The sequence below is a fragment of the Micromonospora ferruginea genome, assembly GCF_013694245.2.
Classification (GTDB): Bacteria; Actinomycetota; Actinomycetes; order Mycobacteriales; family Micromonosporaceae; genus Micromonospora; species Micromonospora robiginosa.
This window is the reverse complement of sequence record NZ_CP059322.2, coordinates 3,539,460-3,562,824: the sequence shown is the minus strand read 5'-3', so window position 1 is coordinate 3,562,824 and position 23,365 is coordinate 3,539,460. Positions and strand designations below refer to the sequence as shown.

Below are 23,365 nucleotides of genomic sequence, written 5' to 3'. Positions count from 1 at the left end.
GCCGCCCCAGCCGGCACGGCAGGGTGCCCACTCATCGCCTGTTCCGCGGCCTTACGCCCTCTCTACCTGCCATCAGGCCTCGGACGTTCCGGCAGATCATCTGGCGGGCGCGTGTCGCCGGCCGTGGGTCAGCGCCGCAGGCCGTCCCACGACCAGCGGGGGATCGTCAGCCCGGCGGGCACGTCGTCCGCGGACGCGTGGTAGCGGGCCATGGCATCCGTCGTGGCCCAGGCGAAGTAGTCGTGCAGCACGGTCCGGAGTGGATCGGCGGTCAGGCCGACGTCGTGCAGGGCCGCGTCGAAACAGGCGATAGCGCGACGGTCCATCTCCTCGTGCCGGCCGTTGCCGCTGTGCATCCGTACGACGGAGGATTCGTCGCCGTAGCGGTCGGAGAAGGTGGTGGGGCCGCCGAGCGCCTCCGCCCAGTAGGCGGCCAGCCGCTCGGTGTGCCGGGGATGGACGCCTCCGGTGAACGCGTGGCCGACGACCTCGTCGGCCAGGACCCGGGAGTGCCAGGCCTCGGCGAGGCGGAGCAGGCCGGCGGCGCCGCCGGCCGCCTCGTACACGCTCTGCATGGGCCGAGGGTGCCAGACCGACGCCGCCGCCGCATCGGTTTCCGGGCCCGGCCGGCGGGTCCGCACGCCGGCGGCCGGGCCGACGCGGGGTCAGCGGCGCCGCGGAAGCCGTTCCGCCAGGGTCGCGCGGAGGCCGTCGGGCAGCCCATCGAGCGCCAGCAAGCCGGGCAGCAGGCGCGGTGCGGTGAGGTACGCCTGGAACGCCCGCGCGATCGTCACCCCGTGCGCCGGGCGCTCCTCCACGGTCACCGGGTCACCTGCGCAGATGTCACCCGGCTCCAGCACCCGCAGGTACGCGCCCGGCCGGTTCGCCCGGGTGAAGGTCTTCACCCACCGCGGCTCGCCCATCCGGTGCTGGAACGTGACGCAGGGGATGCGGCCGAACGTCGGCTGGAGCACCAGTCGCGGGCCGACGCGCCACCGCTCGCCGATCACCGCGCCGTTGACGTCGACTCCCTCGGTGGTCAGGTTCTCGCCGAAGAGCCCGTCGGCGAGCGGGCGGTTCAGCCGCGCCTGCCACCAGTCGTAGTCCTCCCGCGCGTACGCGTAGACGGCCTGGTCGTCGCCGCCGTGATTCTCGACGTCGAAGATCTGGTCGCCGACCAGGCCGCTGTGCAGCCCGGTGGTCTTCGGCCCCGGGGCGCGTACGTGGACCAGGCGGTCGACCGGCCGCTTGTCGGCACCCGTGAACCCGACGCCCTTGGCCGGGTTCGGCTGTGGCACCGCCAGGTTGACCGAGAGGATCCTGCTCACGCTCCGCAGGGTAGCCACGCCCGCCGCCGCGCGTCGCGCCGTTTCCGCCCGACTGGAACTCCTCACCCGGGCGGGGGCGGCCTGGTCGGCTGAGCGTCCAGCAGATTCGCCGCTTCCTCGACGGTGGCCACGAATTCCTCCAGCGGGATCCTGGTGACGAAGACCGTGCCCAGGTCCTCGGGGAAGGGATGGTCCTCCCGCCAGAACACGAAAGCGATCACCAGATCGTCGTCCAGGTAGGCGTACGTGGAGGCGTTGTCGACGGTTTCCCCCCACTGCATGAACCAGAACCGTTCCCGGAACTCCGTGTCGTCAGCGTGAAGCAGCCGGAAGACCTCCTCCGGGGCGCGGCCCGGGAAGGGGCAGGGCTCGACGTCACGTCGGCGTACCTGTGCCGCGCTCGACCGCATGGCGCGGATGAAGAACGGGAGGAAGGCCCAGTTGTCGTCGGTGGTCAGCCTCTTGCCGGCGGCCCACAGGTCGACGACGCGGAGTTGCGGCGACCGGACCTCACCGACCTCCACCGCGAACGTGGCCCGGTCGCCGAAGCGTCGTGTCATCAGTCTGCGGGCGCAGTCATCCGGAAGGGGCCGCCCGGCTGGGCAAGCCTGAGCACGTGTTCGAAGCCGCGTTTCTGCGCGGGCGAGTACACCATGGGCAGGATCAGCGCTGGTATGCCGGCGGAGACCGCCCCGCCGTCGCCGGCGGGATGATCACCGATCATCAGGGTCTGGTCCGGTGCGGCGTGGAGGGCTTCGAGGGCGGCGCCCCAGATCCGAGGGTCCGGTTTGACGAAGCCGACCTCGTAGGACAGCACGAACGCATCGACATAGCCGTCGAGTCCGTGCCGGGCGAAGCATGTGCGAATGTCCCAGCCGACGTTGCTGACGACGCCGATGCGAACACCGCTGTCACGCAACGCGGACAGGGTGGCGGCGGTGTCGGCGTACGGCTCGACCGCTTCGGCGTGTGTTCTGTGCAGGACCGATGCCAGCGGCTGGTCCACTCCAGGAATCTGTTCCAACACGGCGAGGATCGCCCGATCCCAGACTCGCGGATCCAGATCTCGGGCGATGTGGGCCGGATCCGTGGCCGTCTTCCGCAACAGGTCCGCGAAGTCGCCGGCAATGCGGTGCGCCTCGCCGGCAGCCAATGTCCGGTCGATCGATGCCGCCGCGTTGCCCACCCAGCGCTCCGAGTCGCGGGCGAACAGAGTCCAGGCGAAGTCGAACAGTACCGTCGTCACCGGCCTGGCGGTCATCGCATCACCCTAGATCAACACGACGGGTTCTGTGGGCCGGCGACGCAGCGAGCTGTTCCGAGCGAACGCGGCCATCGCTGTCGGCGATGGCCGACGGCCGGGCGGCATCAAGGGGTGTCGTGCGGCTCCTGGGCTACGTCGCCGAGGTGTTGTAGCGATCGAGCGTCGCTTTCGAGGTCGATGCATCCCGGAAGACAAGCTCCCACGGGCCGGTGTTGACGTCCATGTCCTTGCCGAAGCCGATCCACTTCCCGGCCATCCGCCGTCCGGTCGGCTCGGCGATGAGTTGGATTGCCCCGTGATACCTGGCGCCCCGGTAGTAGCCGGTGGGGTCGGTCTGCTCGACCCAGGTGCCGGTGACGACGGCACCGTCCATGGTCAGGTCCAAGGACAGCGACGATGACGCCGATCCAGGCAAGCTTCGCGCGGTCAGCCTGTCCCCGTGCTGAAGCATCACGACGAAGTGCTGTCCGGCGAAGGAGTCTTCCCGGCCGCTGGAATAGAACTGGTAGCGGCTGAGCCACACGCCCTCGTACGACCGGTGGGCCGTGGTGGGCTTGGGCGTAGGTGTGGGCGTGGCCAGGTTGGACACGGGAGATGCCAGGTCGTGGCCGCCGTGGTCGTCGTCGCTGACATGTCCGCCGGGCACCGCGGCGAAGCCGAGTAGTGAAATGGGTAGCCCGGTGACGACTTCCAGCGCGCGGGCGTACACCGGGCGCGGCGCGGCGATCGCGCCGGACTCCCATCGCTGGACGAGTCGCTTGTTGGCGTCGTTGGGCTCACCGACGCGGTGGCCGGCGGCCTGAAGCGCGCGAGCGAAATCGTCCTGGCTCATCCGCATCCCGGTGCGGACGGCACGCAACGCGGTGTTGGGGGCGGTCATGACCGTCACCCTAGCGCCATGTCGCCTAAATGTCGCCGGCCATGTGGTCGAGTTGTCGGTTCCTGTGCCGTCGCGGTAGGTGACATCTCGACGTCACTGTGGATCTGCGACGGTCAGCGTGCCGCCGCTTCTACAGGCGGAGGTAAGGGATGCCGGGTAAGGGCGACGAGCCGGCGGTGAGCCGGGGTGAGCGGATCCAGGCGGCCGAGCGGGAGGCCGCGAGGCGGCGGCTTCTGGCCGAGGCGGAGGCCGACCGCATTCCGGTGGAGGAGACCACTCGGGCCGTACCGGATCGGCGGTGGCGCCGTGGGCAGCGGTGAGCGGGTGCCGGTGGGGCGGCGGGTGGCGTACTGGCGGGGTCGGCGGAAGCTGTCGCAGCAGGTGTTCGCCGACCGGCTCGGCAAGTCGAAGAGTTGGGTCGACAAGGTCGAGCGGGGCGTCCGGTCGCTGGACAAGCTGTCCACACTCCAGGACATCGCCCGGGTGCTCCGGGTCGACACCGCCGCCCTGGTCGGCCGGGACGCCGCACCGTCGAGGCGGCGGGTCGCGACGAGGGCGTCGAGCGGATCAGGGCGGCGTTGTCCCGCTACGAGATCCCGCTGGGCAGGCCGGCGGGCCGCCGACCGGCGGTGCCGGTGGACCGGATGCTGTGCGACGTGGGGTACGCGTGGACGACGTTCCAGTACGCCCGCTACCGCAGGCTGTCGACCTGGCGCCGGACCTGCTCACCGGTGCGCAGCGCACCCACGCCGAGGCGCCGGTGGCGGGTCGGGTGCCGCTGGTCGAGGCGTACCGGATCACCGCTTCTCTGGTGCTCAAGCTGGGCGACGCCGAGCTGGCGTGGCTGGCGGTGGATCGGGCGATGCTCGCCGCCACCGGCGACCGGGAGCTGGTGGTCGCCTCGGCCGTGCAGCTCGCCGACCACGATCGCGGCGCTCGCCGGCACGCTCGGGGTGGGCTGACCGGACCGCCGTGTCCGGTGGGACGCATCGGCTATCCGAGCAGGGCCGCCGCCGCGGCCAGGGTGGCCAGCGACAGCGTCGTGGTCACCACCACCGCCCGGTTGGCGACCGCCTCGCCGACGCCGTACTCCTGGGCGAAGATGAACGTGTTCTGCGCCGTCGGCAGGCCCGCGCACACCACCACGGCGAGCACCTGCGGCGCGGAGAGGTGCAGGGCCAGTCCGGCCGCGTACCCGACGAGCGGTTGGGCGACGAGCTTCAGCGCGGTGATTGCGGCCAGTTCGGCCGGCCGGGCCGGCTCGGCCCGCGACGGCGCCGTGCGGTGCAGCGACGCGCCGAGCGCGACCAGGGCGGTGGGCACCGCGGCGGCGGCCAGCAGGGTGAGCGACGCGTCGACCACCGCCGGCGGGTGTAGGCCGGCGGCCGAGCACGCGACGCCGAGCAGCGACGCCAGGATCACCGGGTTGCGTACCGGCAGGGAGGTGATCCGGCCGACCCGGACCCGCCCGGCCGGGTCGCGGCGCCGGTCCAGGACGACCAGGATCACCGGCGCCACCACCAGCACCTGGAGCAGCACCACCTCCGCCAGGAACGAGACGTCGCCGAGCACCTGCGAGGCGATCGGGATGCCGAGGTTCGCCGAGTTCACGTAGCCGGCGGCCATGCCCCAGACCGGCCGTTCGCCGGGCCCGCGACCGAACAGCCGGCTCGCGCCGGCCCACCCGGACCCGACGACCGCGACCGTGCTCACCGCGAAGGCGAGCAGCGCGCGGCCGGCGAACCCGGACAGCGGCATGCGGGACAGGGTGAGGAACAGGGCCGACGGCATCGCCAGGTGGAACACGAACCGGCCGAGCACCGACGCCGCCGCCTCGCCCAGCAGGCCCCGACGGCAGGCCGCGTAGCCGACCGCGGTGAGGATCCAGATCGGTACGAACGCCGACACCAGGCTCATGCCGGGGATCCTGCCCGCTCGCCCGGGCGGGCCGTCTCGGACGACACCGCGCGTGGTGCTCCCACAGGCTGGGACGCGGGTCGTGGGGGCGAGCGTCTGAGCTGGGCCGCACCGACGGATCGCACCGAACCGTTCACACGTCGGTCCGGCATGCGACGCTCAAGCTCCGCCACCGAGGAGGAACGCACCCCATGGACCACGCACCTCAGCTCATCCAGGAGCGGAGTGCTCCACCGGCCACGCTGGTGATCTTCGGCGCTTCCGGTGACCTGACCCGGCGCAAGCTGCTGCCCGCCGTGGAGAGCCTGGCCCGGCACGAGCGGCTTCCGGACCAGTTCGCGCTGGTCGGCGTCGCGCGTACCCCGATGACCGACGAGCAGTTCGCGGAGAGCGCCCTCGGCGGGCGCGCCCTCGCCGGCCAGCGCCAGCTCCGCGGCGGCGTCCGGTACGTGGCCGGCGGCTACGACGACCCGGGCACCTACAAGCGGCTCGTGGAGACGCTCGACGAGCTGGACGCGCAGCGGGGCACGGCCGGCAACCGGCTCTTCTACCTGTCGACCCCGGCCGGGGCCTTCGAGCCGGTCATCAACGGGCTGGCCGGGGTCGGGCTCAACCAGCCGCGCGAGGGCTCCTTCTCCCGGCTGGTCATCGAGAAGCCGTACGGTCGGGACCTGGCCACCGCGCGCGAGCTGGACGGTGTCGTGCACGACGCGTTCGACGAGCACCAGGTCTTCCGGATCGATCACTACCTGGGCAAGGACACCGTCCAGAACGTGCTGGCGCTGCGCTTCGCGAACTCGATCTTCCAGCCGATCTGGGACCGCTCCTGGGTCGACCACGTGCAGATCACCGTCGCGGAGACCCTCGGCGTCGGTTCGCGCGGCGGCTTCTACGAGGACGCCGGCGCCATGCGGGACATCGTGCAGAACCACGTGCTCCAGGTCCTCGCGCTGGCGCTGATGGAGCCGCCGGCCTCGTTCGAGGCGGAGGGCCTGCGCAACGAGAAGGTGAAGCTGCTCCAGGCGATCCGGCTCCCCACCGACCGCGACATCGCCGAGGCCGCGGTCCGCGGGCAGTACACCCGGGGCGGCACCCGCGAGGAGCTGATGGCCGGCTACCGCGAGGAGGCCGGCGTCGACCCGCTGTCGCGCACCGAGACGTACGCGGCGATGCGGCTCAACGTGGACAACTGGCGGTGGGCCGGGGTGCCGTTCTACGTGCGGACCGGCAAGCGCCTGCCGGCGCGGCTCACCGAGGTGGCGTTGCAGTTCCAGCGCCCGCCGCACCTGCCGATCCCGACCGACCAGCTTACCGGCCTCGAAGCCGACGCGCTGATCCTGCGGATCCAGCCCAACGAGGGCATCTCGCTGCGCTTCGGCGCCAAGGTGCCGGGTCACTCCTTCCGGGTCCGTACGGCCACGATGGAGTTCTCGTACGACCAGACGTTCGTCGAGGAGTCGCCGGAGGCGTACGAGCGTCTGCTCCTGGACGCGTTGATCGGGGACGCGTCGCTCTTCATCCGCAGCGACGAGGTGCAGCAGTGCTGGCGGATCGTCGACCCGATCATCGAGCACTGGGCGAAGGACCACTCGCCGATCCCCACCTACGAGGCCGCCTCCTGGGGGCCGACCGACGCCGAACGGCTCATCGGCCGGCACGGCCGCAGGTGGCGCAACTCGGCGTGACGTGTGACGGCCGGCGGGGAGCGGCCGTCACGTGGCTGCCCGGCTGTCGGGACGCGCCTGCCGCGACCCGGCTGCTCGACCGGGCGGCGCCGTGGCGGCCAGCTTGCCGCGCGGGCGGTCGGCGTCCGGATGGCGCAGCTCGTCGAAGATCACCAGCGCCTCCCGCCAGGCCCGACGCGCGGCGTCGAGGTCACCGGCCGCCCGCAGGGTGTCGCCGAGGTTGTCCAGCACCTCCGCCTCGTCGTACCGGTCGCCGAGGTCCCGGTGCAGCGCCAGCGCCCGCCGGTAGCAGTCCGCGGCCCGGTCGTGGTCGCCGAGGCCGTGCCGGACGTAGCCGAGGCTGTCCCAGGTCAGCGCCGCGCCGTGCCGGTCGCCGGTCTCCTCGTGCACCCGCAGGGCCGCCCGGCAGCAGCGCAGCGCCGCCTCCGGCTCGCCCAGCCGGGCGTGCATCCAGCCCAGGTTGTTGAGCGCCTTGGCCTGCCCGACCCGGTAGCCGCCGGCCCGGTACAGGTCGAGGGCCAGCCGGGTCTCGTCGAGGGCCGCCCGCAGCCGGCCCTGCCGCGCCAGCACCCAGCTCACCCCGAGGTGCGTGTGCGCGCGACCGGTGTCGTCGCCCATCTCGCGATACAGCTCCAGGTCGCGCCGGTAGTGCCGGTGCGCCGCCTCGTGCTCGCCCGACCAGGTGCAGGCGATGGCGAACCCCCGGTGCGCCAGCGCCTGACCGGCCAGGTCACCCCGGCGCAGCGCCGCCGCCAGGGCGGTCCGCTGCGCGGCGGCCAGCTCCGCCCAGTGCCCGCTGCGATCGAGGTACGTGGTGAGCGCCGCCGCCAGCGTCCACGCGTGCCGGTCCAGGCCGGTACGGGCCGCCTGCTCCACGCACGCCAGCAGGACGTGGTGCTCGGCGGCGAACCAGGCGGTCGCCCCCGCGTGCTTCGGGTGGTCGCCCACCGTCACCCCCGGCTCGGGCGGCGGCAGCGCGGCCGGTCGCGCCAACCGGTACGGGTCGAGCAGGTGGTCCGCCGCGTGCGAGGCGTGCAGGTAGTGGTCGAACAGGCGGCGCCGGGCCGCCTCCCGCTCGGCCGGGGCGTCGGTGCCGTGGCACAGCTCCGAGGCGTACGCGCGGAGCAGGTCGTGCATCGCGTACCGGCCGGGAGCGCGCTCGGTGAGCAGGTGCGCCCGGGTCAGAGCGGCCAGCAGCGGGCCGACCCGGGCCGGTGGCAGGCCGACGAGGCTGGCCACCGCCACCCGCCCGGCGTCCGGGCCGGGATGCAACCCGAGCAGCCGGAACAGCGTGGCCGAGTCGGCGTCCAACGCCCGGTACGACCAGGAGAAGACGGCCCGTACGTCGGTCGCCGGGTCGCCGGTGGCCAGCGCGGTGAGCCGGTCCGGGTCGGTGTCCCGCAGTTCGGCGGCGAGCGCCGCCAGCGGCACGTCGGGCTGCCCGACGGCGCGGGCCGCGACGACGGCCAGGGCCAGCGGTAACCCGGCGCAGCGGCGCACGATCTCGTCCAGCGCCGCCGTCTCGCGCCCCGCGCGACCACGCCCGAGTCGACCGGCCAGCAGCTCCCGGGCCTCGGCCGGCGGGAGCAGGTCCAGCGTCACCGGGCGGGCCCCGTCGCTGACCACCAGGCCGGTGAGCCGGTTGCGGCTGGTCACCACGACCAGGCTGCCCGCTGAGCCCGGCAGCAGGGGCCGCACCTGCTCGTCGTCGCGGGCGTTGTCGAGCAGCACCAGGATCCGGCGGCCGGCGAGCAGGGTCCGGAACAGGGCGGCCCGTCCGAGCAGGTCCGGGGGCACCCGCTGGGGCGGCACGTGCAGCGCCTCCAGGAAGCCGCGCAGCGCCTCGCCCGCCGGCATGGCCCGGCCGTCGAGGTCGAAGCCGCGCAGGTTGACGTAGAGCTGGCCGTCCGGGTAGCGGTGCGCGACCCGGTGGGCCCAGTGCACCGCGAGCGTGGTCTTGCCGACCCCGGCGGTGCCGGCGATGGCGGAGATGACCACCGCCCGGCCCGGCGCACCCGCGCCGCCGTCCCGGGCTTCACCGGCGGCGGGCAGCAGCGCGTCCAGTTGCCGCAGCGCCGCCGCCCGGCCGGTGAACCAGGCCGGCTCGCCGGGGAGCTGCGCCGGGGGCGGCGCGGCGGGTGGCGCGGGCACGGGCTCGGCCGGGGGGTGCCCGCGCAGCACCCGCAGGTGGGCCCCGCTCAACTCGGGGCCGGGCTCCACACCCAACTCGTCGACGAGGTGGCGGCGGGTCTCGGCGTAGAGCCGCAGCGCGGCGGCCTGCTGACCGCAGCCGGCCAGGGCGAGCAGGTAACCGGCCACCAGCGGCTCCCGCAGCGGATGCTCGGCCACCAGGGGCCGCAGGGCACGCGCGGTCGCGGCGAACCGGCCGAGGTCGAGTTCCACGGCGGCGAGCCGCTCGTACGCGAGCAGCCGCTGCTCGTCCAGGCCGGCGGCGGCCGCCTCGACGAAGGCGCCGGCCGCGCCGGCCAGCGCCGGCCCCCGCCACAGCGCCAGGCCGTCGCGCAGCAGCCGCGCGGCCTCCGCCCGCCGACCGGCGGCCTCCTCGACGCGGGCCCGCTCGACCGCCCCGGTGAACTCGGCGAGGTCCAGCTCGGTCCCGCGTACGGTGAGCCGGTAGCCGCCGCCCTGGGTGGTGAGCAGGCCGTCCCCGCCCGCGTCCCGCAGGGCCGCCCGGATCCGGGAGACGCAGACCTGCACCTGGGTCCGGGCGCTGGCCGGTGGCCCGTCGGCCCAGAGCGCCGCCACGACCTGCCCGAACGGCACCAGCCGGTCGGCGTTGAGGAGCAGCAGCGCGAGCACCGCGCGGTGCTGGGGGCGGTCGATGGGAAGGACCCGCCCTCCGGCGGTCACCTGGACGGGGCCGAGGAGGGACCACCGCATGGCTTTCCTCGTGGGTAGTGGTCGGACGACGTCAGTCTATGGACGGCGCGGCCGGCACGACCGGCGCCAAGCCGTCGGATAGCGGACGACAAGCGGCCCGGCTCAGGCTCTTCCCAGGTCGCCGGCCCAGTGGTTCGGCGGGAGGCGGGCCGGCACGTCGCCGGCCGAGGTGGACAGGGAGAGCGACATGCGAGTAACCAAGGGGCGCGGCGCGCTGGCGACCGTCGTGTCGACGGTCGCCGTGGTGGCCGGCGTGGGCTGGGCGGCGCCGGCCTCGGCGACGCCGGCGGGACTGGAGACGGTCACCCAGTCGGCGGCCGAGAGCAGCGCGGACAAGTCGGCGCTCGCGTCCTGCCCGGCGGGCAAGGTGGTCACCGGGGGCGGCGGGTTCCTCCCCGCCGGCTCGTCGGCCGCCGGGCGGGTCGCGCTGGACCGGTTGGAGCCGCTGGCGAACGGCACCGGGTTCGTCGCGACGATGCGGGAGGTGGGCCCGGTCAACTTCGCCGGCGACTGGGGGTTGCAGGCCCTCGCCCAGTGCGCCACCTCGCCGGCCGGCTACCAGGTGGTGGCGACGACCGGGGCGGTGGGGACGGAGTTCGTGACGGCGAGCTGCGGGACCAAGAAGGTCATCGGGATGGGCGGGCGGATCAACAGCGGCCTGGGCGACGTCGTGCTCGACCAGGTGGTGCCGTCGTTCGACCTGACGTCGGTGACCGTCCGGGCGGTCGCCGTGCAGGGCACCTCGCCGGCCGGTTGGAGCGCCACCTCGATCGCGGTCTGCGCCACCGCGCCCGCCGGGCTGGAGCGGGTCGCCACCATCGGGACGAGCGCGAGCAACCCGTCCGACAGCGGCCTCCGGGCGTGCCCGGCCGGCAAGGGCCTCTACAGCGCGGGCGCGGACATCAACGCCGGTAACGGTCAGGTGCTGCTGACCGGGGTCAACATCACCGGGGGGAACACCGCGCGGGTGCGCGCGGACGAGGACGCCGACGGGTTCGCCGGCTCGTGGAGCCTCAACGGATACGGCATCTGCGGGAGCTGATCCGCGGCCGGGGGTGGTCGGAGGGGCCGGTGCCTCCGACCACCTCGACGGCTGTCGGCGGTTCCGGCCGCGTCAGCCGCGTCCGCGCACCAGGGGGAGGAACACCTCGTCCACGATGTCGACCAGCACCTCGTCCGGGACCGAGGGGATGCCGCGCATGGCGTACTCGGCGCGGAGCAGCATCATCGGCGTCGTCGCCACCCGGTGGTGGACGGCCGCCCCCGGCGCCTCGCCCCGGGTCGCGGCCCGTTCGAGCATCGTGATCCAGGCCCGGTCCATGGTGTCGGCGCCGGAGCGTTCGCGCATGAGGGTGAGCAGGTCCGGGTCGTCGGCAGCGGCGGCGAGCAGGCCGCGCAGGATCGCCCCGTGCGGCGACGACCACGTCTCGTTGGCCTGCCGGAGCATCTCGAGCGCGTCGCCGCGCAGGGTGCCGGTGTCCGGGTCGGGCATGGCGGCGTCGGAGAGGTGGCGGTACGCCGCGATGCCCAGCGCCGCGCGGTGCGGCCACCGCCGGTAGATGGCGTTCTTGTTGGTGCCGGCGCGGGCGGCGACCCGATCCATCGTCATCCCGGCGTATCCGGACTCGCGCAGTTCCGCCGCGGCGGCGTGCAGGATCGCCCGTTCCAGTTCCTCGCCCCGCCGCCTCGTGCCCATGTCTTGCAGGGTACGCCACGTACCTTATAAGGTACGTGGCGTACCTTACGATGAGCGGGAGTTCCTGATGCGTGTCTTCGGCATGAACTACGACACCGGCTTCGTCAGCGCCGGGTCCACCACCCACGAGCCGTTCGACCCCGACGTCGTCCGGGCCGACCTGCGGGTCATCCGCGACGAGCTGCACTGCGACGCGGTGCGGATCACCGGCGGCGTGCAGGATCGGCTGGAGCTGACCGCGCGGCTCGCCGCCGAGGTGGGGCTGGAGGTGTGGTACTGCCCGTTCACCAACGGCCTGGATCGCGCCGGGCTGATGGCGTTCCTGCTCGACGGCGCCGAGCGGGCCGAGCGGCTGCGACGCGACGGCGCCTCGGTCGTCTACCTCACCGGGTCCGAGATCTCCATGTTCACCGACGGCTTCCTGCCCGGCCGCGACCTGACCGAGCGCATGGCGTTGTTCACCGACCCGATGCGGATGCGGGAGGCGGTCCCGGCCGCCCGGGCCGCGGTGCGTGACTTCCTCGCCGAGGCGGTGCCCGCCGTGCGCGAGCGCTTCGGCGGACCCGTCGGCTACGCGTCGATCCCGCTGGAGGACGTCGAATGGGCGCTGTTCGACATCATCGCCAGCGACGCCGGCTACCGCGACGCGACGAACGCGGCGGCGTTCCCGCAGAGCCTGGCGGCGGCGGTGGGGCAGGGCAAGCCGTACGCCGCGACCGAGTTCGGCTGCTGCACCTACCGCGGCGCGGCCGACGTGGCCGGCGCGACCGAGCCGGTGACCTACGACGAGCACGGCCGGGCGGCGAAGCTCACCGCGGAGCTGGAGCGCGACGAGCAGGGGCAGGCCCGCTACCTGCTCGACCTGCTGCGCGACTACGAGGCCGGCGGGGTCGAGGCGGCGTTCGTCTACACGTTCGCCAACCGGCACCTGCCCACCACCGGCGACCCGGAGCACGACTACGACCTGGCCGCCCGCGGGATCGTGCGGGTGCTGCCGGACGGCACCTGGACACCGAAGGTCGCCTTCCACGCCCTCGCCGAGTACGGCCGCGCCCGGATGTCGAACCGGTCCGCCGGCCCTCACCGCTCGGTGGTCCGTGCGCACGTCATCGACGGGTAGGCACGCGACGGGCCCCAGGGGCGACCCCGCCACCCGGAGCGCCGGGGCGTCACGCCCGGCTCAGGCCGAGTGCCTCGTCCACCCGGTCCAGCACCGTCACGTCGTCGTGGCCGACCCCGCGCAGCAGGTCGATCGCGGTCGCCCGGATCTGCCCGACGATCATGGTGACCGGCAACGGCGGATCGGTCCGCAGCAGGCCCGCGGCGACCCGGACGGCCTCCAGGGCCGCCGCGTCGGCCTCCTGCGCGTGCCGGTCGGCGTCGGCGCCGCTGAGGTCGTGGACAAGCGCCTCACCGGCCGACCGTACGGCGGCGGTCAGCGCGCCGATCGCGGCGGCCAGCTCCGGTGGCGTGGCGGTGTGCCGGCGGGTCAGGGTCACGCCGGCGCGGGCCAGCACCCGGATGTTGCGGGCGGCGTAGTCGAGCTGGCGCAGTGTCGCCTCCACCTCGACCAGCTTGCCCAGGTGCCGGCGACGCAGCCCCAGCCGCAGCGTCTCACCGGTGGCGAGCACGGCGGCCTGCATCTGGGCGACGCAGTCGTCCACCTGGCGGGCCTGGTCCAGCGCCGCGCGGGCGGCATCCTCGTCGCAGCCCCGCAGCGCCGCGTTCACCTCGTCGAGCAGGTCGGCCAGGTCGGCGTAGCTGCGCCGGGCCTGCGCCACCAGCGGCGCCAGCGGGTCGCGGGCGGCCATCAACTGGGTGGCGGCCAGCGCCACCGCGCCGCCGATGAGCGCGTCGACGAAGCGGAACGGCATCAGCGTCCCGTGTGGCGCGGCGACCACGACCAGGTACATCGCCGAGACGGTGGCCTGCACGACCAGGGCGCGGCGGGCCCCGATCACCACGAGCGTCGTGGTGGTCAGCACCAGCACCAGCAGGACCGTGCCGGTGCCCGGGCCCAGCGCGTACACCAGCAGTTCCGCGACGAGCACGGCGGCGGCCACGGCGAGCAGGATCTCGACGGTCTGCCGCAGCCGTCGCCCGCGGGACTCGCCGAGCACGACGAGCGCGGCGGTCGGGGCGTAGAACGGGTCCGGGTGACCGATCACCACCGCCGCCAGGATCCAGGCGACCGCCGCGGCGGCGGTCAGCTCGACCACGGTCATCCCGTCGCCGCGTAACCGCGCGACGGCGTCGCGTCCCCAGCTCCGCACCGTGGCACCCCTCCTGCCGGGCGGACCGGGACCGGCCGCCGATCGATCTCTGCGAGGAGGGCCACTACCCCGCCCGTGACCTGCCCAATCGCTCGGGGTCGTTGACACGCCACTCGTGCTCCCATACGTTTAACGAGTTGGTTAAGTGAGAGGGGTGAGCATCCGATGACCGGCACCGATCAACTCAGCGCGGTGTTCTCGGCGCTCGCCGACCCGACCCGACGGGCGATCATCGCCGAGCTGGCCACCCGCGACGCCACGGTCACCGAGCTGACCGCCCCGCTCGCCATCTCGATGCCGGCGGTGTCACGGCACCTGAAGGTGCTCGAACGGGCCGCGCTCATCTCGCGGTCGCAGTCGGGCAAGTGGCGCGCGAGCCACCTCGAAGCCGCCCCGCTGCGCGAGGCGGCCGACTGGATCGAGCGCTACCGGCGGTTCTGGGACACCTCCCTCACCCGCCTCGACGCCCACCTCGCCGCGCTGCAGGCCGCCGAACCGGCAACGGAGCGACCGGCCGACGACCCCAGGGAGCGCGCATGACCACCGGAACTCCGCAGCTCGTCATCTCCCGGGTGTTCGACGCGCCGCGCGAGCTCGTCTACCGGGCCTTCACCGACCCCGACCACCTCGCGTCGTGGTGGGGCCCGATCGGCAACACCCTGCCGCGCGACGAGATCGAGTTCGACGTACGCCCCGGCGGTTACCAGCGGTGGACGGAGGTCAACCCGGCCGAGCCCGACCTCCGGGTGCGGGTCCACGTCGACCTCACCGACGTCACCGACGGTGAACTGCTCGACGGCGTCATGCACGTCGGCGGCCGGCTCCAGAAGGGCGTCGAGCCGTTCGCGACGAGACTGCGGGTCGAGTTCCACGACGAGGCCGGCGGACGGACGCGGCTGGAGATCCGCCAGTGGCTTCCGGAGCGACTGGCGCCGCACAGCGCGGAGGGCTGGCGCCAGGCGTTCACCAAGCTGACCGCCGCATTGACGAATGTCCAGGTTCCTTACCGAAAGGCGTGAGCATGGCCAAGCTGATCTACGTGAACAACGTGTCGCTCGACGGCTACATGGAGGACGAGAGCGGCGTGTACGGCTGGCTCCCCATGGACGACGAGGTCTTCGTGGCCTACACCGACCTGCTGCGGTCCGTGGGCACGTTCCTCTACGGACGGCGCCTCTACGAGGCGATGGCCCTCTGGGAGACCGAACCCGCGCTGGCCGAGCAGTCGAACCTGACGGCCGAGTTCGCGAGCACCTGGCAGGCGGCGAGCAAGGTCGTCTACTCCACCACCCTGACCACGGCGTCGACCGCCGACACCCGGATCGAGCAGAAGTTCGACCCCGACGCGGTCCGCCACCTGAAGGACACGGCCGACAGCGACCTCACCATCGGGGGCGCCGAGCTCGCGGCGCAGGCCTTCCGGGCCGGGCTGATCGACGAGTGCCATCTGTTCGTCTGGCCGATCGTCGTCGGCGGGGGCAAGCCGGGGCTGCCGACCGGCATGCGCGCCGAACTCGAACTGCTCGACGAGCGCCGGTTCGGCAACGGCGTCGTGTGCCTGCGCTACCGCCCGCTCGGGCCGTGACCGACGTCCGGCACGCCACCAGCGGCGACGTCGCGGCGGTGGCCGAGATGGCCGGTCAGCTCGCGCAGTCGTTCCCGTTCTCCCGAACGCGATTCGACGCCAGTTGTGCCGCGCTGCTGGACTCGGACGCCGCCTGCCTGCTGCTCGCCGTCGACGGTGACGCCGCGCTCGGCTACCTCCTCGGCGTCGACCACCTCACCTTCTACGCGAACGGGCCGGTGGCCGTCGTCGAGGAGATCCTGGTCCGCCCCGAGGTCCGTGGGCGGGGCATCGGCCGCGCCCTGATGGCGGCCTTCGAGCGGTGGGCGGTGAGCCGGAACTGCGGCCTCGTCACGCTCGCCACCCGACGGGCCGCGCCGTTCTACGCCGCGCTCGGATACGAGGAGTCGGCGGTCCACCTGAGGAAGGTGCTGCGGGAGCCCGCCGCGCCGTGACGGCTCGGCGGTGGTGCGCGTCGCCGCGGCACGCGGAGGGGAGCGGTGGTGACGATCGCGCAGGTGCTGGCGTTCGCCGGCGTCGTCGCCCTCGGCGCCATGTCACCCGGACCGGACTTCGCCGTCGTGACGCGGCGCGCGGCCCTCGCCGGCCGCGCGCACGGCATGGCGACGGCGACGGGCGTCACCGCCGGGGTCCTCGCCTGGGCGGTCGCCGCCACCACCGGGGTCGCGGCGCTGGTCGCCGCGGCCGGCGTCGCCTTCACCGTCGTCAAGCTGGTGGGCGCGGGCTACCTGGTGCTCCTGGGCGTCGGCGCGCTGCGCTCGTCCTGGCGCCCGCGCCACCGGAGACCCGAACCGGATGCCGTGCCCGCCGCCGGGCCGGGCCTGTGGGGGGCGTTCCGCGACGGGCTGCTGTGCAACGCGCTCAACCCCAAGGCGGCGATCTTCTTCGTCGCGCTCCTGCCGCAGTTCCTCCCGGCCGACGCCGGCCTCGTCCCCCTGCTGACGTTGTCGCTGATCGCCGTGGTCGTCACAGCCGTCTGGTTCCTCACCGTGGCGAACCTGGTCGCCGCCGCGCACGGGCTGCTCTCCCGACCGGCCGTGCGTCGTGCGGTCGACGGGGTCAGCGGCACGGTCCTGCTCGGCCTCGGCGTCCGGCTCGTGTTCACGACCGCCGGATAGATCCGTCCCCGCCACCCGCGCCCGGTTCCACCCGACGGCCGACCTCCGGCGAGTTCCGGGGGTCCGCCGCCTCCCCGGGGCCGGGGGCGAGGGCGGAGCGGACCCGCTGCCGCAGGAGTTCGTACTGCTGCCGGCACCGGCCGGGCGGGCCCGGCGGACGCTGCTGCACCCGGGCGTCGACGACGACCTCCCGCGGGAAGAACTGGTCCGCGGTGAGGTCCACGTCGGTGCCGTCGGGCAGCCGGTTCCAGTAGTGGTGCCCGACCCTGGCCTCGCCGACGAAGACCTCGCCGAGGACGAGTTCCCCACCCAGGAGGTCCTGGACGATCAGCGCGGTGACGCCGCACTGACCGCGGGCCGGGTTGCCGGGGTGCCAGTGCGGCAGGTCGTGCGGGTCGCAGGTGTCCGCCCCCCAGCTCGCCCGCAGGACCGGCGCCAGCCGCGCCAGGTCGATCGTCGGACGGTCCGGTCGCGGGTCGCTCGCTGTCGAGGTCACCGGTGGAGCGTGCGCCCTGAACCCGGTCGAGGGTCAACCGGCACGGGCCGGCGGGTCGAGGCCGGGGCCGGCCTGCAACTGGACGAGCGAGGTGGGCGTGACGACCTCCCACGGATCGCCCACGGCCACCTCCTCACCCGGCCGGTCGAGAGCGTCGGCGATCAGCTCCTCGATCGGCGGGTACGGGTTGCCGCCGTCCCGCCACGGCCGTGGCGACAGGGTGGGCACCTGGGAGGAGGCGAGGTATCCGCCGACGGCGTACTCGTAGCCGGGGCGTACCGGCACGATGACCCGGGCCGCGCCGGCCTGCAGGAACGCCTGGTGCAGCGGATCGCCGCTGGTGCGGCTGCGCACGGTGACCCAGCGGTCCCGGCCGGCCCACTGGTAGGGGTAGCACAGGTAGGTCAGGTTCTCCCACTCGAAGACCTCCTCGAAGAACTGGATGTGGTCGGCCTCGGCGACGATCTGCATCCGGTCGATGCGGGGGGCCTCGTCGTCCGGGGTGTCCAGCGCGCCGTACAGGTCGAACTCCTGCCCGGTGAGCACCGTCTGGCAGGCCCGCTTGAGTTCCAGCATCTCCACCTGCCGGAGGCTGGCCGCCGACCCGTCCGCCCGGTAGGCGGTGCGCGCCTGCCGGCGCGCCTGGTCGTTGTCGTAGGCGGAGCGCCGGGCCAGGTATCCGGCGCGCATCGTCTCCCAGGCCCGCGACCGCCACGCCTCGAACGCGGCGTCGGTCCGGGCGCACCGGACCCGCACCACGACCGTGAGCCCGCCCCGCTGGTCGGTGCTGACGCCGATCGGGACCGGCCCGGGGACCGGCGAGTCGAAATCGACCTTCGCGTAGCCGTCGCTCTCGTTGAGGGTCACCCGGTGCTCGCCGACCGCGATCTGTACGGCCTGCGGCGGGCTGCCGACGTCGGCGGGATACTCCCCCTCGGACAGGCCCCAGGTGGTCCAGACGTACGCCCTGCTCGCCTCGTAACCGGCCGGCACCGCGACCTCGCCGGTGTAGGAGGCGTACCCCCACTCGGGCTGGGACTTGTCGGTGGAGTTCTTGGGGTAGTCGAACGGCCGGGCGGCCGGGTCGACGAAGGTGGCGGTGGCGAAGACCTCCGGATCCGGGGGCGGCTCGACGCCGAAGATGTCCCACCGTGCGGCCTTGGCGGCCCAGTTCTCGTCGTCCAGGTCGTCGACGTCGAGGAACCAGGCGGCCGGTTTGGGGACGGCGCCCGCGCTGGTGTCCTCGGCCGTCCGGGTGTTCAGCCAGACCAGCGTGGCGGCGGGCTCGGGGACGACGAACTCCAGCATGAGCCGCTCGCCGTAGTTGTAGACCTGCGCCTGGTCGACCTTGTCCAGCCAGCGGTAGACACCACTGATGTCGGCCGTGCCGGCGGAGTTGTCGAAGGAGTGGGTGTTGGTCTCGGTCACGCGGACCGTGCTCGTGGTGGTGCGGCGTTGGCCGGTCTCGGTCCGCAGGAGCCGCGAGGCGGTCTCGGTGAGCGTCTTCGCGTACGACACCGCGGAACTGCTGCTCGTCTCGGTCGAGGTGGACTGGTCGACGTTGACCTCGATCCCGGCCCGCACCGGCCCCAGTCCGCCGGACACGCTGACGCCCAGCGAGGCGGAGTTCTGCTGCGACGCCGCCGTCGTCAGCGCCCGGTCCAGGCTGTTCTGCTCGGTCGACGCGAGTTCCTCGGTGGACGCGTCGATCGTCTTGCTGATCGTGGTCACGGTCTCGCTGGTGCTGGTGTCGGCCACGTGGGACCGCCCGCGGGTCTCGCTGGCCAGCACGTTCTCGATGTACGAGATCTCGGCGGGCTGGTAGCGCAGCAGCGCGGTGCGGATGACCATCAGGTCGCCCCGGCCGGCGACGCGGGCATAGGCGTCCAGCACCGGCACCTTCGGCTCCCCCGGGTACGGCAGCGGGTCGGCCGGGCCGGGGTGCGACGGGATCGGTTCGAACCCGCCCGGGTCCAGCTTCGCGCTCGCCCGGCGGCGGGCGTCGTCCCGTTCGGCGGAGAACACCCGGGCGAGGCGGCTCAGCGTCGTGGTGGCCGGGACACCGAGGTCGGTGGCGGCCTGCGCGACGGCCGAGACGGCCGGACCCAGGTCGGGAAAGCCGCTGTCCCGCAGGCTCTCCACGGTCGCGTCGGCCGGGCCGACGGCGTCGGCTCGGGCGCGCAGCCGCCGCAGCGTCCGGCCGAGGTCGGCGAACCTCTCGGCCCGGTCGGCGTCGGGGTCGGTCCGCGGCGGCGCCGGCGGGTCCGGCAGCAGCACGTCACGCCCGCCGAGCAGGGCCCGGACGAGACACGCCGCGTCGGCGTCGGACCGGGCCAGGCGCAGCAGCGTCATCCCGCGCAGCACGCGGACCAGCACGACGGCTGCCGGTGACCGGGGGATCCGCAGGAACCGGCCCAGGACCAGCACGTCCACCACCCAACCGGTCAGCTCCGCCGCGGCCGAGGCGAGCTGCCCGGCGCCCACGTCGTGCGCGCCGGCCCACCCGGCGATGCCGTCGCGCAGCTCACCGACGGTCAGCCGGGCGTCCATAGCGACCCGGAGCAGCAGCCACAGGGTCTGCCGGCCCAGTGCGTCGAGGCGGTCGTCCCTCGCCGCCAGCCGCTCGGCCAGCAGCCGCCGCGCCCGGTCGTCGTCCCCGGCGGTGACGACCTCCCGGACCGGGTCCGACCAGGCGTCCCGGAAGTCCACGACCGCATCGATCAGTCTCGGGCCGGTCGTGCAGGCGGCCGGGGCGGCGTCGCCCTCCCGGCGCAACTGGACGAACCGCAGGCCCACCTGGGTGGTGACGGGGGTTGTCATGATTCCCCTCCGGTTTCCCTCAGATCTTCGGCAGGTGCAGGGCCGCGGGCATGCCGTACGCGGCGAGGTGGGTGTTGAGGCGGTCCACGAGCTGGTTCCACTCGGCCTGGACCCGGCCGGCCTCCGTCCGCAGGGCCTTCTGCCACTCGTCCTCGTGCAGCGCGCCGACCAGCTCGCCGAGGGTGAACTGGTCGAACGCCACGATCGGCTCGTCGGCGCGCGGCGCGTCGGTGAGCGGGAACGCCCGCAGCGTCCCGCCGCCCGACAGCGGGGAGTCGGCCACCCGGGCGGCGTCGTCGTACGCCTCGACCTCCTGGAGGGTCGGAACGGCCCGGTTGCCGTACCTGTCGAGGCGCGTGGCGCCTTTGAACATCCGCCCGGCGTGCAGGTCGACCCGGGCGTGCTCCCAGGGCGAGAGGAGCTGGAGGCTGGCCGGTTCGGCGGCGCCGGTGAGCATCGACAGCCGGCTGGCCCAGAAGGTTTCGTCCAGGTGGTTGCTCAGCCGATGGGCCCAGTCGTTCATGCGAGTGGTGAACCGCTGGACCAGGCCGTGCTCCCACTCCCGGGAGCGGGTCCTCACGTTCCAGGAGCCCGGCAGGCGTAGGGCCATCTCGAACAGCTCGTCCTGGGACCTCCGGTAGTACGGATCCCGGGCGTACCGCGTCTCGAGGGCCGTGGGATCTCCGGTCTTACCGGCGGTGTCGCTGCCGTAGTGGCTCCACAGCCGTTGCAGCGTGGCGTCGTCGGCCTCGATGAAGGCCTCGTCCTCCAGCCGGGCCGCCAACTCCCACCGCGCCTGCTCGGCGGTCCGGTCGTTGACCTTTTCCCGCACGAGCTTGAAGTGGTACACCGGTGCGGCGCCGGTCGTGATCATGTGGGCGATCTGCGGTTCGGACAGCAGCAGATCGGGGTCGTAGTCCCAGGCGTGCAGCACGTCCTCGCTCTTCAGGCCCAACGTCCGGAACAGGGTGACACCGCGCGCGTCCAGCGGGATGTCCCGTCCCCACGCCCGCGAGGCCATCACCATCCCGATGGCGCGATTCCCGCGGGCGGTGACGAGCGGCCCGTACGGCGGATAGTGCAGGTCCGGGCCGGTCGGCGCGTTCATCGGGAGGACGTTCAGCTCCTCCGGCAACGCGACGTGCTGCCGGGTCTGGTAGCGGTACCTGCTGTAGGCGACGCCACCGTCGTACGGCGTCGGACCGAACCGGAAGTCGTGGAACGCCTGGCCGAGCGCCTGGCGGTAGAGGTGGGGGTCGGTGGTGCGCAGCATGGTCGCCGCGGCGGGGCCGAGGAGCGAGTCGACGATGCCGTGGAACAGCGAGTCGGCGGCGCCGCCGGCGAGGAACTCGCCGGTCGTCAGCCGCGGGTCGTCCCGCCGGGCCGCCAGGTAGAGATTCTGCAGGTACGCGGACTCCAGCGCGACACCGGAGCGGTCCACGAGCTGCGCCGGGTCGCGCAGGAACGCGGTCGGCACCGGCGCACTCGTCGCCGCCTTCCGGGCCGCCTGGGCGGTCAGCCTCTGCTGGGCCAGCAGCATCGCCTGCTGCGGCAGCAGTCCCACCGGCCGGGTCACGGCGACACCTGCGGCAGTTCCGCGAGCAGGGTGGCGGCCAGGTCGGCGTCCACCGGCGTGGCCTCCGCCGCCGCCCGGGCCAGCCGGGGCAGCGGTACGTCGCCACGGGTCAGCACCCGCCGGCCGGCGGCCAGCAGTGAACCACCGACCCGTTCCGCGACCGGCGGCACCAGCACGCCGCCCAGGGTCAGCGCCGCCGCCAGCCCGCTCATCGGCTTGCCCTGGAGATCCTCGCCGGTCAACACCCAGGCGGCGACGGAACCGAGGTCACGCAGGTCGTACATGGCCTGGACGGTGGGGACGGGAACGAACTCGCCAACCGTCACCACCACGTGGGCGATCTCGTCCAGCGTCGCCGGCCGGGCCGGCAGGTCCCGCACCGGCACCACCTCGTCGGTGATCTCCAGGGGTACGTCGTCGAAGTGTGTGACCACCTGCTCCCGGTAACGGACGACGCCCCGCAGGGTGCTCACCCCGACGGCGCCGACCGAGTCGTCGAGGAACACCCGCACCCCCGGGGTACGGATCACGGTGAGCTGCCACACCGGGCCGTCGAGCACCGGGTCGGCCGGCCCGGCGGCCGGCTCGCCGTCGTCGTCCAGCAGGTCCAGCCGGTAGGCGAAGCGGTCCTCGGCGCTGGTCGGGTCGACCCGGACGTGGATCGGCAGCGGCGCGCTGTCGGGTATCCCGCCCAGCCAGTCGATGTAGGTGTCGTACAGATCCTTGGCGAGCGAGAACGCGACGTCGTCGAGCGCCGAGGCGGCGGCGACGAACCAGTCGGGCTGCCAGGACCAGGGCTGGCCGACGGGCGGGCGGCGCGGGTCGGGGCGGATCAGCACCAGGTCGAGCCCGTCCGCCCGGACCTGCTGGACGCTCGTCGGCAGCAGCGCGCCGCCGACTGCCGCGTCCAGCGCGACGGTCCCGGCCACCAGGTCGGGTTCGGCGAGCGGGACCGGCTCCAGCGGACCGCCGAGCGGCGGCAGGGTGTCCGGACGCCGGTGGCGCCGGACCTCGAAGGCCAGGCTCTGGTCGCAGCGGGTGGGCCCGTCGCCGGGCAGGTACGCGGCGCGCAGCGCCCGCAACCCGTCCGCGTCGAGCAGCGGCCGCGCCGAGTACGACACCCCCGGCGCCATCGCCAGCAGCAGCCGCATCGCGCTCCAGTGGACGAGCGGGGTCGCCGGCGCGTCCGCCTCCTCGATCTCGAAAGCGCGCGCGGGCGTGAACGTGTAACCCATCGGCAGCGGCGCGTACGGGATCGCCTCCCCGCCGACCACCACGCTGCGCTCGGCGCCGGTGATCCGATGCTCGACCCTGATGTCGAAGACCAGTGGCTGAGCGGTGTCGACATCGGTCACCAGGACCGCGGACGCCTCCGGTCGCCGGTCCGCGTGGGCCGCGGTGGCGGCCTCGTAGCACCAGCCGGGCAGATAGCTGACGGTCAGCGAGTCGGGCCCGTCGAAGCGGACGTGCAGCACGTTGCTCATCGCGTCGAGGCACACGAAGACCGGGTCGGCCGGCGTGCCGCGGTAGAGCTCCAGCCAACGGCCCTCGCCCTCGACCGCGGTGTCGAGCGTCAGCCAGACGTCCTCCAGCACGGCGCGCAGCGGCCGGGCGGCCTCGTCGGCGGCCGTCAGGAGGGTCGGCGGACCCGGTGCCATGAGGAGCAGCGTAGGCACGGTGGGTCACGCCGCAGTCAGCTATCGGTCGCCGCCGGATCGGAAGCCGGACACCGGCGGATCCGGCCGTGGACGAGGTCGCGTCGGTGATGTTTCGGCCCCCCGGAGAGGGGCATCTTCCGGCCACGACCCACGTCGGTCGCCACTTCG

22 protein-coding genes and 1 pseudogene are annotated in these 23,365 nt (G+C 73.7%); 9 read left to right on the top strand and 14 right to left on the bottom strand.

Going from position 1 to position 23,365, the window contains the following annotated elements; genetic code table 11:
- Positions 1-128: 128 nt before the first annotated feature.
- From H1D33_RS15210 to H1D33_RS15190, 5 genes are all read right to left on the bottom strand, one after another.
- Positions 129-575: a group II truncated hemoglobin gene (locus tag H1D33_RS15210; RefSeq protein ID WP_181572497.1), complete on the bottom strand. Its 447-nt coding sequence runs from the start codon at positions 573-575 to the stop codon at positions 129-131.
- Between the two features lie 90 nt (positions 576-665).
- Positions 666-1,328: an MOSC domain-containing protein gene (locus tag H1D33_RS15205; protein WP_181572498.1), complete on the bottom strand. Its 663-nt coding sequence runs from the start codon at positions 1,326-1,328 to the stop codon at positions 666-668.
- Between the two features lie 62 nt (positions 1,329-1,390).
- Entirely contained in the window at positions 1,391-1,888 is a 498-nt protein-coding gene (locus H1D33_RS15200) for a hypothetical protein (protein ID WP_181572499.1), read from the bottom strand.
- The gene (locus H1D33_RS15195) at positions 1,888-2,589 is read right to left on the bottom strand and encodes an HAD family hydrolase (protein ID WP_181572500.1); all 702 of its coding nucleotides are present in this window, start codon (positions 2,587-2,589) and stop codon (positions 1,888-1,890) included. Before H1D33_RS15195 ends, H1D33_RS15200 begins: the two co-directional genes overlap by 1 nt.
- 133 nt (positions 2,590-2,722) lie before the next feature.
- On the bottom strand, positions 2,723-3,481 hold the full coding sequence (locus H1D33_RS15190; protein ID WP_181572501.1) for a helix-turn-helix domain-containing protein: 759 nt from the start codon (positions 3,479-3,481) through the stop codon (positions 2,723-2,725).
- A 177-nt stretch (positions 3,482-3,658) separates the two neighbouring features.
- Here H1D33_RS15190 and H1D33_RS15185 point away from each other — a divergent pair.
- A pseudogene (locus tag H1D33_RS15185) lies at positions 3,659-3,916 on the top strand (helix-turn-helix domain-containing protein); the annotation flags it as partial.
- A gap of 247 nt (positions 3,917-4,163) precedes the next feature.
- On the opposite strand, the gene H1D33_RS15180 reads toward H1D33_RS15185, so the two are convergent.
- Both H1D33_RS15180 and H1D33_RS15175 read right to left on the bottom strand, forming a co-directional pair.
- On the bottom strand, positions 4,164-4,418 hold the full coding sequence (locus H1D33_RS15180) for a hypothetical protein (protein ID WP_181572502.1): 255 nt from the start codon (positions 4,416-4,418) through the stop codon (positions 4,164-4,166).
- Between the two features lie 47 nt (positions 4,419-4,465).
- On the bottom strand, positions 4,466-5,389 hold the full coding sequence (locus tag H1D33_RS15175; protein WP_181572503.1) for an AEC family transporter: 924 nt from the start codon (positions 5,387-5,389) through the stop codon (positions 4,466-4,468).
- Between the two features lie 191 nt (positions 5,390-5,580).
- Here H1D33_RS15175 and zwf point away from each other — a divergent pair, with 191 nt between their 5' ends.
- On the top strand, positions 5,581-7,074 hold the full coding sequence (gene zwf / locus H1D33_RS15170) for a glucose-6-phosphate dehydrogenase (protein WP_181572504.1): 1,494 nt from the start codon (positions 5,581-5,583) through the stop codon (positions 7,072-7,074).
- A 27-nt stretch (positions 7,075-7,101) separates the two neighbouring features.
- Here the strand turns inward: zwf and H1D33_RS15165 are convergent, their stop codons facing one another.
- Entirely contained in the window at positions 7,102-9,975 is a 2,874-nt protein-coding gene (locus H1D33_RS15165) for an AfsR/SARP family transcriptional regulator (RefSeq protein ID WP_181572505.1), read from the bottom strand.
- A 187-nt stretch (positions 9,976-10,162) separates the two neighbouring features.
- Between H1D33_RS15165 and H1D33_RS15160 the strand changes: the two genes are divergently transcribed.
- Positions 10,163-11,017: a hypothetical protein gene (locus H1D33_RS15160; RefSeq protein WP_181572506.1), complete on the top strand. Its 855-nt coding sequence runs from the start codon at positions 10,163-10,165 to the stop codon at positions 11,015-11,017.
- Positions 11,018-11,089: 72 nt separating this feature from the next.
- Here H1D33_RS15160 and H1D33_RS15155 read toward each other — a convergent pair whose 3' ends face one another.
- Complete coding sequence (locus tag H1D33_RS15155) at positions 11,090-11,671, bottom strand: TetR/AcrR family transcriptional regulator (protein WP_181572507.1); 582 nt, start codon at positions 11,669-11,671, stop codon at positions 11,090-11,092.
- A 67-nt stretch (positions 11,672-11,738) separates the two neighbouring features.
- Here H1D33_RS15155 and H1D33_RS15150 point away from each other — a divergent pair, with 67 nt between their 5' ends.
- Positions 11,739-12,791 (top strand): hypothetical protein, encoded by a 1,053-nt coding sequence (locus H1D33_RS15150; protein WP_181572508.1) that lies wholly within the window; start codon positions 11,739-11,741, stop codon positions 12,789-12,791.
- A 49-nt stretch (positions 12,792-12,840) separates the two neighbouring features.
- Here H1D33_RS15150 and H1D33_RS15145 read toward each other — a convergent pair whose 3' ends face one another.
- Entirely contained in the window at positions 12,841-13,944 is a 1,104-nt protein-coding gene (locus H1D33_RS15145) for an FUSC family protein (RefSeq protein ID WP_181572509.1), read from the bottom strand.
- Positions 13,945-14,109: 165 nt separating this feature from the next.
- Between H1D33_RS15145 and H1D33_RS15140 the strand changes: the two genes are divergently transcribed.
- From H1D33_RS15140 to H1D33_RS15120, 5 genes are read left to right on the top strand one after another with little or no spacing between them, the layout of a single operon-like run.
- On the top strand, positions 14,110-14,484 hold the full coding sequence (locus tag H1D33_RS15140) for an ArsR/SmtB family transcription factor (protein ID WP_181572510.1): 375 nt from the start codon (positions 14,110-14,112) through the stop codon (positions 14,482-14,484).
- A complete protein-coding gene (locus tag H1D33_RS15135; protein ID WP_181572511.1) occupies positions 14,481-14,963 on the top strand; it encodes an SRPBCC family protein in 483 nt (160 codons plus the stop codon). Before H1D33_RS15140 ends, H1D33_RS15135 begins: the two co-directional genes overlap by 4 nt.
- A gap of 2 nt (positions 14,964-14,965) precedes the next feature.
- On the top strand, positions 14,966-15,529 hold the full coding sequence (locus H1D33_RS15130; protein ID WP_181572512.1) for a dihydrofolate reductase family protein: 564 nt from the start codon (positions 14,966-14,968) through the stop codon (positions 15,527-15,529).
- On the top strand, positions 15,526-15,963 hold the full coding sequence (locus H1D33_RS15125) for a GNAT family N-acetyltransferase (RefSeq protein WP_220138758.1): 438 nt from the start codon (positions 15,526-15,528) through the stop codon (positions 15,961-15,963). The genes H1D33_RS15130 and H1D33_RS15125 overlap by 4 nt, the downstream gene beginning before the upstream one ends.
- Positions 15,964-16,011: 48 nt before the next feature.
- Positions 16,012-16,647, top strand: a complete 636-nt coding sequence (locus tag H1D33_RS15120) for a LysE family translocator (protein ID WP_246412105.1) — start codon at positions 16,012-16,014, stop codon at positions 16,645-16,647.
- On the opposite strand, the gene H1D33_RS15115 is transcribed toward H1D33_RS15120, so the two are convergent.
- From H1D33_RS15115 to H1D33_RS15100, 4 genes are read right to left on the bottom strand one after another with little or no spacing between them, the layout of a single operon-like run.
- The gene (locus H1D33_RS15115) at positions 16,631-17,143 is read right to left on the bottom strand and encodes a YunG family protein (protein WP_246412107.1); all 513 of its coding nucleotides are present in this window, start codon (positions 17,141-17,143) and stop codon (positions 16,631-16,633) included. The two genes, H1D33_RS15120 and H1D33_RS15115, sit on opposite strands and share 17 nt — an antisense overlap.
- A 33-nt stretch (positions 17,144-17,176) precedes the next feature.
- The gene (locus H1D33_RS15110) at positions 17,177-19,963 is read right to left on the bottom strand and encodes a hypothetical protein (protein WP_181572513.1); all 2,787 of its coding nucleotides are present in this window, start codon (positions 19,961-19,963) and stop codon (positions 17,177-17,179) included.
- Between the two features lie 19 nt (positions 19,964-19,982).
- Positions 19,983-21,539: a hypothetical protein gene (locus H1D33_RS15105; protein WP_181567460.1), complete on the bottom strand. Its 1,557-nt coding sequence runs from the start codon at positions 21,537-21,539 to the stop codon at positions 19,983-19,985.
- Positions 21,536-23,197, bottom strand: coding sequence for a hypothetical protein (locus tag H1D33_RS15100; RefSeq protein WP_181567461.1), 1,662 nt, complete (start codon positions 23,195-23,197; stop codon positions 21,536-21,538). Before H1D33_RS15100 ends, H1D33_RS15105 begins: the two co-directional genes overlap by 4 nt.
- Positions 23,198-23,365 lie beyond the last annotated feature (168 nt).